An 8,054-nucleotide genomic window follows, 5' to 3' on the forward strand; every position below is an offset into this window, starting at 1 on the left:
TCTTTTACAAAAAGTACACGGTAAAGTACACGATTCTGATATGAAACTAGATTATTCCGAACCCAAAATCTTTACAGGTGGGGTAGACATTAATTCTTGGTCTAAGCTTTCTAATAGAGAGAAAAAGGAAGCTTTATCTAAAAGATGGTATGTGTATTACTCCTTTAGAAATCCAAAAACTGGTAAATTAGCTAGGCAAACCAATATTAAGGGTGGAGCAAACCAATATAAAGATAAAAAGAGCCGTTATCACATTCTATCAAAATTACAAGAAAGCCTAGCTTATGTATTAGCAGAAGGTTTTAATCCTTACAAAGACAACTCTTCCTTAGAAGAATTTATCGAAAATGAAATTCTTAATCCAAAGGAAAAATCTCAAAAGTCAAAAAATGTAAACAAGGTCGTTGAAAAAGAATCGAAAGATGAACCAGCACCTGTTTTATGCAGCATAGATGAGGCTGTTACGTTAGGTTTGAATACTAAAGAAAAAGTACTCAATGAAAATTCTTACGTTAGATTTAAAAGTAGAATAAATCGCTTCAAAGAATGGCTTAAAGCTGAAAAGATTGACTTAAAAAAGGATATAACTACAATAGATAAAAAGCTTGTAATACGTTATTTAAATACTGTATTACAAAAAACAAGTCCAAAAAACAGGAATAATACAAGAACAGATTTAGGCTCATTGTTTCAAACGCTAGTTGACAATGATGTAATACAAACTAATTTTGTGAGAGAAATCAATGTATTACAATCTAAACCAGAACGTAATAAAACGTATACACCCAAAGAGCAAAAAAATATATTTGAGTATTTAAAGGCTAATGATAATGTGTTATATCTTTTTGTTCAATTTGTTTCATATAATTATTTGCGCCCAATAGAAGTATGCCGACTAAAAGTTGGTGATATAGATGTTACCGACAAAAAAGTTTATGTTAGAGCTAAGAACAAACTAGTAAAAATTAAAATTATCCCTGATATTTTAATTGAACAGTTGCCTGATTTATCAAAAATGAACAAAAATGATTATTTGTTTACACCAGATAAAATTGGTGAGGCTTGGGAAACCAAAGAAGGAAACAAGAGAGACTTTTTTACTAAACAGTTCAAAAAAGTAAAAGATCACTTTGGATTAGGTATAGATTATGGCTTGTACAGTTTTAGACATACATTTATCACTAAACTTTATAAAGAGTTTGCTAAAACAAAAACACCTATGGAAATAAAGAGTAAGTTACAGTTAATTACTGGGCATACCACAATGAGAGCCTTAGAAGCATACTTAAGAGATATAGATGCAGTATTGCCAGAGGACTACAGTAAACACTTAAAAAATGAGGAGTAAATATTTTAGATGTTTAAATCAAAAAGATTTAGAAAAGCTTGATTCAGAAGAAAAAATACAATACTTATTAGATCATGGTTTATTGGTTAAAACTTATAGTTCATCAGGCTTAACTGAAACTGATAAATTTGGTTTCTCAGAAACTACTATTTCTTTATCTAATAACAATCTTAAATATGAGTTTAAACCTGAACTAGCCAAAGAGGTATATGAGTTTTTATTGAAACACTATGCCAGTGGAATTGGTACTGACTTAATACAGTTTAAAATCCAATTTGAAGATGAAACTTTTACTTTGTCTGACAAGAAAAAGAGGATAAAAGGATTAGTCTATTTTGATGCCTATTTTAAACGAGCAATAGGGGACAGACAAATTGGGTTAGAATATAATGCTAATAATGAGATAGTCCCTGAAAAACGATTTAAAACCCTGTTTGATGCCAGAGAAGACTTAATATATCAGCTTAGAAAACTTCATCCTATCATTATAGACTATTTATTAGGACTAAAAGAGAAGTTTGATCGAAAACTTTTTGAAACAGATGATGTAATTCAGAATATATTTAGTTTTGAATACAACCTATCTATTCTTATTTACTTAAATAAGTTGTTTGACATTGAGGATGAAGATTTCTTCACTCCAAAAAGTATCGCAATACAGATTTATGAGAACTATCCAGATCAATTTTATTCTTTAAAGCAAATCGAATTTATTGAAGAACAATTAAGCTTCAAAGAAAATAAGTTTTATGGTTACGTTATAAGCCTATATTTCTCTTTTAAAAAAGAGTTGAAAATTAAGATACCTAAGGCTACATTATTTAAAGAGATTGTTAATAACTATTTTGATCTTAATATAAGTAAAATACAATTAAGTGATCCGAATAACAATGAACACGAGCTTAGAATGAAGCTTATTCAACATAAATGGAAAGAGTTTAATTGAAAAAATGACCTTTTTCAATTAATTACCTAAAATCACTTGAAAATACCCAAAAATACCTAGAGAATACCCAAATTATTACACACTAAAACAAACAGCTTTTCTTCATTTTTACCCTAGTTAAATCTTATTAATTAGGGAGTTACCTGTTTGTCTAAACTCAACATACTTTTTTAATAAGTTTTATTTTATAAATAATTTAAAAAAGAAAAATCATGTTGACTACAATCAATTTTAGGATTAGCGAAAATCAAAAAGAAAAGCTTCAAGTTCTAGCCGAAGAAAAAGATGAAAAAATTTCTACTGTTTTAAGAGAAATTATTGAAAACTATTTAGAGGACCATGATTATAAGGAGTCCAAACCTAAATGGGACAAACATGATTTTGAAGTTATATACTTAGATATGGATGATTTTTAGCTCTATGTACCGTTAAGCATTGATTAAAAACTAAAAAACATCACTACTAAAAGTCTCAGTATGCTAAAAAACAAAATCGATCTCATAGCCGAAGATCTATCTAAGAATAAAGAGAAGCTTGAAAATAATAAATTTAAGTCTGGGTGTCTTATTGTCAAAAAAGCCAACTTATGGATTGAGGATGCTAAAAACAGGCCTATACCTAATATGCTCTTTAGTGAGCTTTGGTACGAAAACGAAGTTTGTATTTTATTCTCTGATACCAATAATGGTAAATCTGTTTTAGCTGTTCAGATCGGGGAAAGTATCAGCAGAGGAATGCCAGTATCAGGATTTAAGCTAGAAAGTAAACCTCAGAGGGTTCTTTATATGGATTTTGAATTATCCGACAAGCAATTTGAAAATCGATATTCAGAGGACTATCACAATCATCATCAATTTAGTTCTAATTTTTTAAGAGCTGAGATAGATACTGAGCTTGACATCCCGAAAAATTATAAAGGAGTTGAAGATTACTTATGCAACACTTTGGAGGATACAGTCAAAAAATATAATGTGTCTGTTTTAATTATTGATAATCTCACTTTTTTAAGTAGTGAAAATGAAAAAGCTAAAGATGCTTTGGTTTTGATGAAAACGCTTAAAAAATTATCAAAGAAATTAAACTTATCCATCCTTGTTCTTGCTCATACTCCAAAACGAGATGAAAGTAAACCTTTAACGAAAGATCATTTAGCAGGAAGTAAAATGTTAATGAATTTCTGCGATAGTTCGTTTGTAATAGGGACAAGTTCTCAAGACTATTCTTATAAATATATCAAACAAATTAAGCAACGTAATACAGAGCATTTGTATCACTCTGAAAACATAATACTGTGCAGCATAGAAAAGACGACAAATTTTTTAGGGTTTCAATTTATAAGTTATGATGAGGAGAGAAAACATCTTAAAACTTATGATACCTCGGATTTAGATGAAAGAGATGAGCAAATGAAGCAATTAATTTCAGAAGGTTTGACTAATGTGGAAATTGGCAAAAGACTTGGTTTAAGCGAAGCTGGAATAAGGAAAAGAAGAAAAAAATTAGGTATATAAATGCTTGCTTCTGATGTATATACGATCGCTAAAGCTCTTTCTAAGGAAGAGTTTATTAAGCTGTCTGATATGCTCAGAAAAGATACTATTAAAAAGAGTAAGCTACCCAAAAAGAAAAATTCTTTACCCGATTTTACTGAAAAAGATGCACTAAAGTATCTGTTAGAAAATTACATTCAAAAGGCATAGTCCAATCGTACCATTCGTACTCAAATATAAGTACGAATGGTACGAGTAAATTTTACAATTCAAAAATGTACAAATTCAGATTAGACAAATCAAGCAAGAAGTTTAAATGTCCAAGTTGCCAGAAAAAAACATTTGTGAAATTTATAGATAATGAAACAAATCACTATCTGAACGAAACAGATGGAAGATGCGACAGGGAGTGTAAGTGCGGGTATTTTAAAAAGCCAAATGATAGTGAAGTAATTGTCTCAAATTCGAATACTCCCTTAAATGTTAGAGATCCTTCATACCATGATAAAAAATTACTATCTCATTTTAAACACAATAGGTATCAAAACAACTTTATAAACTACCTCTTAAATCAGTTTGATAATGAGGATGTTTATCGAGCGCTCAGTAAATATGTTATTGGTTCAACAAATTACTGGGATGGTGCAACTATATTTTGGCAAATAGATGAATCAAATAATATAAGAGGTGGGAAGATTATGAATTACGATTGTATTACAGGCAAACGGGTTAAAAAGCCGTTTAATCACATCAGTTGGATTCATAAACAGCTGAAAATGAATGATTTTAATTTGAATCAATGTTTATTTGGTTTGTGTAATACATCTAGTATCACAAAAGGTGATACAATTTGCGTAGTAGAGTCAGAAAAGACAGCTATTATTATGAGTCTTAAGTTACCTGGTTTTATGTGGTTAGCAACAGGAAGTAAAACATGTTTTAAGGAAAGTATGCTTAACCCAGTTAAAGAATATAATATAATTGCTTATCCCGATAAAACTGAATACCAAGCTTGGAATAAAACCGCTAGTTTATTAAATAAAAAGGGTTTCAATATTCATTGCAGTGATTTACTTGAAATCACAGATGTAGAGCAAGGGGCCGATTTGGTTGATTTTATGATTTGAATTATGTAATACAGTTATTTAATTGAAATACGTCAACATTCTGTATTAAGAAATTAATTCACTAAAATCAGATTTGAGACGTAAGCTTTGGTCTTATTTTGTTGCAAAAGAGTCTCTATTTGAACCCTCTCTTTTAAGGTAAGTCGTCTGTGTTTTTTATCTTCCATTGTAACAAATCTATAAATTTAGATTTGTTGCGTTAAGTTATTGAATTCAACCGTTCGTTTTTAAATTGCACCCAACATATGTGTAAAATTTCGTGGAGTTTTTACGGAATGAATTTTAAACTTTGTTAGCGTTTCGTTTTATTGCTTAAAATTAAAAAAATATGCTCACGTAATTCTATAGAATTATTGAATATATTTAATGTTGTAAAAAAGAAAAGCTTAATTTAATTGCTTTTATATACATATACTTATATATTTGATTAACTAAAAACCTGTCTGGTACAACAGACAGGTTTGGAATAACTTTATTTTTTAAAGAAAAGTCTAAGCTCTCTTATCAAAAAAGTTAATGATACAGTAATAATTGCTATTTCTATCATTATTTTTTATTTAGGGAATTAGTATTACAGAAAAAGTCAAAGTCCCTCACTTTGGCTTTTTTGTTTGCTACTTTTAAGAAATTAAATTTAGCTATTACTTATATGCTAAACGTTTAAAAAGTTGCATAGTTATCCACAAAGTTCTCCACACAAGATCTAGCTCCAGCAATCTATAGGTTTAGCTAATAAAATTAATTTAATTTTATGAATATTTAAAAAAAATAAGGTTTATAAATCAACACTCAAAAAATGTTGATTAATCATTCATTTAATTAACATTTTAGGTTTACTAAATATTAAAAACAATCCTTATTCAATTATATAATAAGCTCGTCAAGTCTATTGGCTTCGATTCCGTAGGTCCTGCCATCTCTGCAATTGGTAAACAAAAATTTGAAAATCAATTCAAAGAAAAACAAGAACTTACAAACGCATAAATTTTATCCAATGTTAGCAAATCATTATATTGCTTACAAGGTTTGCAATATTTGCGGTAGTGATGATATTATAGAAGCACCTTTAATAGGTAGAAACTGCAATAGTTGTAACCTAATTTAAGCACATTGCAATTTAATGGTAAATGTAAAATAGCTTTAAATTATGGAAAATTCATTTAGGCCTTACAACATTATCCTTTTGATAGACATCATCATTTATGCGCTTATCAAACTTATTGAGTTTTTGTAGTAGAATAACATTGCTGATATAAAATTAAGACAGGCTTTTACAAATAGGGCTGACTTAATTAAAAACCACTTAGAAAAATAAATAAGATGTCAAAAAAAATGATTACTTCAAAAGAAATTTTGTTAAACGAATTAAATGATCAAGCACATCCTGAAAAAGTAGAAGATGTGATTTTCTGGGCATTAGAACATTATGCTAAATCAGAGCCAAAGGGAACTTGGGGAAGGACTATCGCTTTTGCAATAAAGGAAAGGATATTGGAAGTATAAAAGGGTGTGGTGACTAATTAACGCTAGCGTGTTTCAAGCATTAAAGTTAGCAAATAAATCACAAATAGAAAGTCCGCGAGGACTTTCGTAAATAGTCTAGAACCAAGCAATTAATTTTATATGGTGTTCAAGGTATATAGCGCTAGCCTATCGGCGCGCCATATGCTTAGTTATTGGCAGTAGTTATTTTATTCTAAGTTCATTTACTTTCTTCTCGTTAATCGGCTGCCATTGGTGGTAGAGTTTTGTTACAAACAAACGAATTTCCATTTAACAAGAATCCGTTATTTTTCTTATAAGATTCAATAAGTTCTAAATATTTTGAATACTTCCATTTTTTTGTTTGTCTTACATCATAAACATCTCTCCAAGTTGCAATTAACATTCCCTCTTTATTGCGACGTTCTATGTAATTGTTGCGGAATTTATCTTTATCAATATGTGGTGCCATCATAGCATTTTTCAAATCAAACTCCATTTCTAACTCAATATCTTTATCTGCAGACAATGGATAAAAAATTGATTTATTGCTATAGATAAAACCTTCTTGGTTAAACAATGTCATTTTTAAACCCGATTTAGTTTCATGGATTGGCATCTTATAGATTAAAGTTAAATCACTTATTTTATCTATATGTTTTCTATCCAGCATTAACATCAGCCCGATGACTATTTCTCCTTTTACGTAAACGGCTCTTAGTTCAATATTTAATGCTTTAATTTGTTCTTTACTTTTATCATCGTCTTTGCTCCATTCCCAAAACAGAAAATTGAACTTCGGTGAGCTTCTTAATCCAATGTCATTAAGACATCTTATTCCGAACACAACTAAAAAATTAATGATAATGATGTAATTGCAAGGTTTAATATCATATTTCTTTTCATATTTTAATTTTATCACTTAACATTCCCTAAAAGTTAAAGTTTATTTGGGCTAAAGTTTATGAATTTTGTCTCTAATTATCGATAACGGTTAGTATGAGATTAGTCGGGCTTTTAATGGCTCGAAACTGTCCGCCATTAATAGATTAATTAAGAGTTAAAAGCGGTCCAAAAGACCATCAATGCCAGCTTAATTTTATGCATTGTTAGCAAATTGTTATTATGAAAATTATTAAATGGCATAATTTAGATTCAGACATTGCTCGGTCAATTCTTAATAAAGTAACTATAAACCCAAAAAAAGTAATTTTCGGTTTTGTCAGTTTGGGAGAATATTCGGAAGTTCATCAACGTGAAAAACAGCAAAACGCCCGTCGACAATAAACCGATAGTGAATTGTGATGAATGGTGGTTTGTCTTGAGCAAAATTAAGCTGAACTTCTATTTCATCTTTAAAAATTGCTTGAGTCAATCTTTCAGGTGTAATTTCTAGTTTATCTGATACGTAACAGATGTCAAAAAATGTTGTCGGCTTACTACTATCGTCAAACTGATGTCTAAATATTGACTCGTTTTTGCTGATGGATGCATCAACAAATTCAGTAAACATAATATCTGGTTCATTAATCCACACTCCGCTTAATTGATGTGATTTAACTTTGTGTCCTTGATTTTTATATTTCATATTAAATTGGTATTTAATGTTTGTAAATCAAAAAAATATGCTCGCGTAATTCTATAGAATTATTGAATATATT

At 29.5% G+C, this 8,054-nt stretch carries 9 protein-coding genes; 7 read left to right on the forward strand and 2 right to left on the reverse strand.

Annotation, left to right across the window (positions count from 1 at the left end):
• The 7 genes from CXF67_RS03060 to CXF67_RS03090 form a co-directional block, all read left to right on the forward strand.
• Positions 1-1,348: tyrosine-type recombinase/integrase (locus CXF67_RS03060; RefSeq protein WP_257984569.1), on the forward strand; the 1,348-nt coding region annotated here is incomplete at its 5' end.
• Positions 1,338-2,294, forward strand: a complete 957-nt coding sequence (locus tag CXF67_RS03065; RefSeq protein WP_102087410.1) for a hypothetical protein — start codon at positions 1,338-1,340, stop codon at positions 2,292-2,294. The genes CXF67_RS03060 and CXF67_RS03065, both read left to right, overlap by 11 nt.
• 212 nt (positions 2,295-2,506) lie before the next feature.
• Positions 2,507-2,710, forward strand: coding sequence for a hypothetical protein (locus tag CXF67_RS03070; RefSeq protein ID WP_102087411.1), 204 nt, complete (start codon positions 2,507-2,509; stop codon positions 2,708-2,710).
• Positions 2,711-2,770: 60 nt separating this feature from the next.
• Positions 2,771-3,805, forward strand: a complete 1,035-nt coding sequence (locus CXF67_RS03075; RefSeq protein WP_102087412.1) for an AAA family ATPase — start codon at positions 2,771-2,773, stop codon at positions 3,803-3,805.
• Complete coding sequence (locus tag CXF67_RS03080; protein ID WP_102087413.1) at positions 3,806-3,994, forward strand: hypothetical protein; 189 nt, start codon at positions 3,806-3,808, stop codon at positions 3,992-3,994. It abuts the gene before it with no gap.
• A gap of 65 nt (positions 3,995-4,059) precedes the next feature.
• Positions 4,060-4,911 carry a DUF6371 domain-containing protein gene (locus CXF67_RS03085; protein ID WP_102087414.1) on the forward strand — a complete coding sequence of 284 codons (852 nt, stop codon included), beginning with the start codon at positions 4,060-4,062 and terminating at the stop codon, positions 4,909-4,911.
• Positions 4,912-6,231: 1,320 nt separating this feature from the next.
• Complete coding sequence (locus CXF67_RS03090; protein ID WP_102087415.1) at positions 6,232-6,414, forward strand: hypothetical protein; 183 nt, start codon at positions 6,232-6,234, stop codon at positions 6,412-6,414.
• 217 nt (positions 6,415-6,631) lie between these two features.
• Here CXF67_RS03090 and CXF67_RS03095 read toward each other — a convergent pair whose 3' ends face one another.
• Positions 6,632-7,315 (reverse strand): hypothetical protein, encoded by a 684-nt coding sequence (locus CXF67_RS03095; RefSeq protein WP_102087416.1) that lies wholly within the window; start codon positions 7,313-7,315, stop codon positions 6,632-6,634.
• A 300-nt stretch (positions 7,316-7,615) separates the two neighbouring features.
• On the reverse strand, positions 7,616-7,981 hold the full coding sequence (locus CXF67_RS03100) for a hypothetical protein (protein ID WP_102087417.1): 366 nt from the start codon (positions 7,979-7,981) through the stop codon (positions 7,616-7,618).
• Positions 7,982-8,054: the final 73 nt, after the last annotated feature.

Source organism: Psychroflexus sp. MES1-P1E, assembly GCF_002836055.1.
GTDB lineage: Bacteria > Bacteroidota > Bacteroidia > Flavobacteriales > Flavobacteriaceae > Psychroflexus.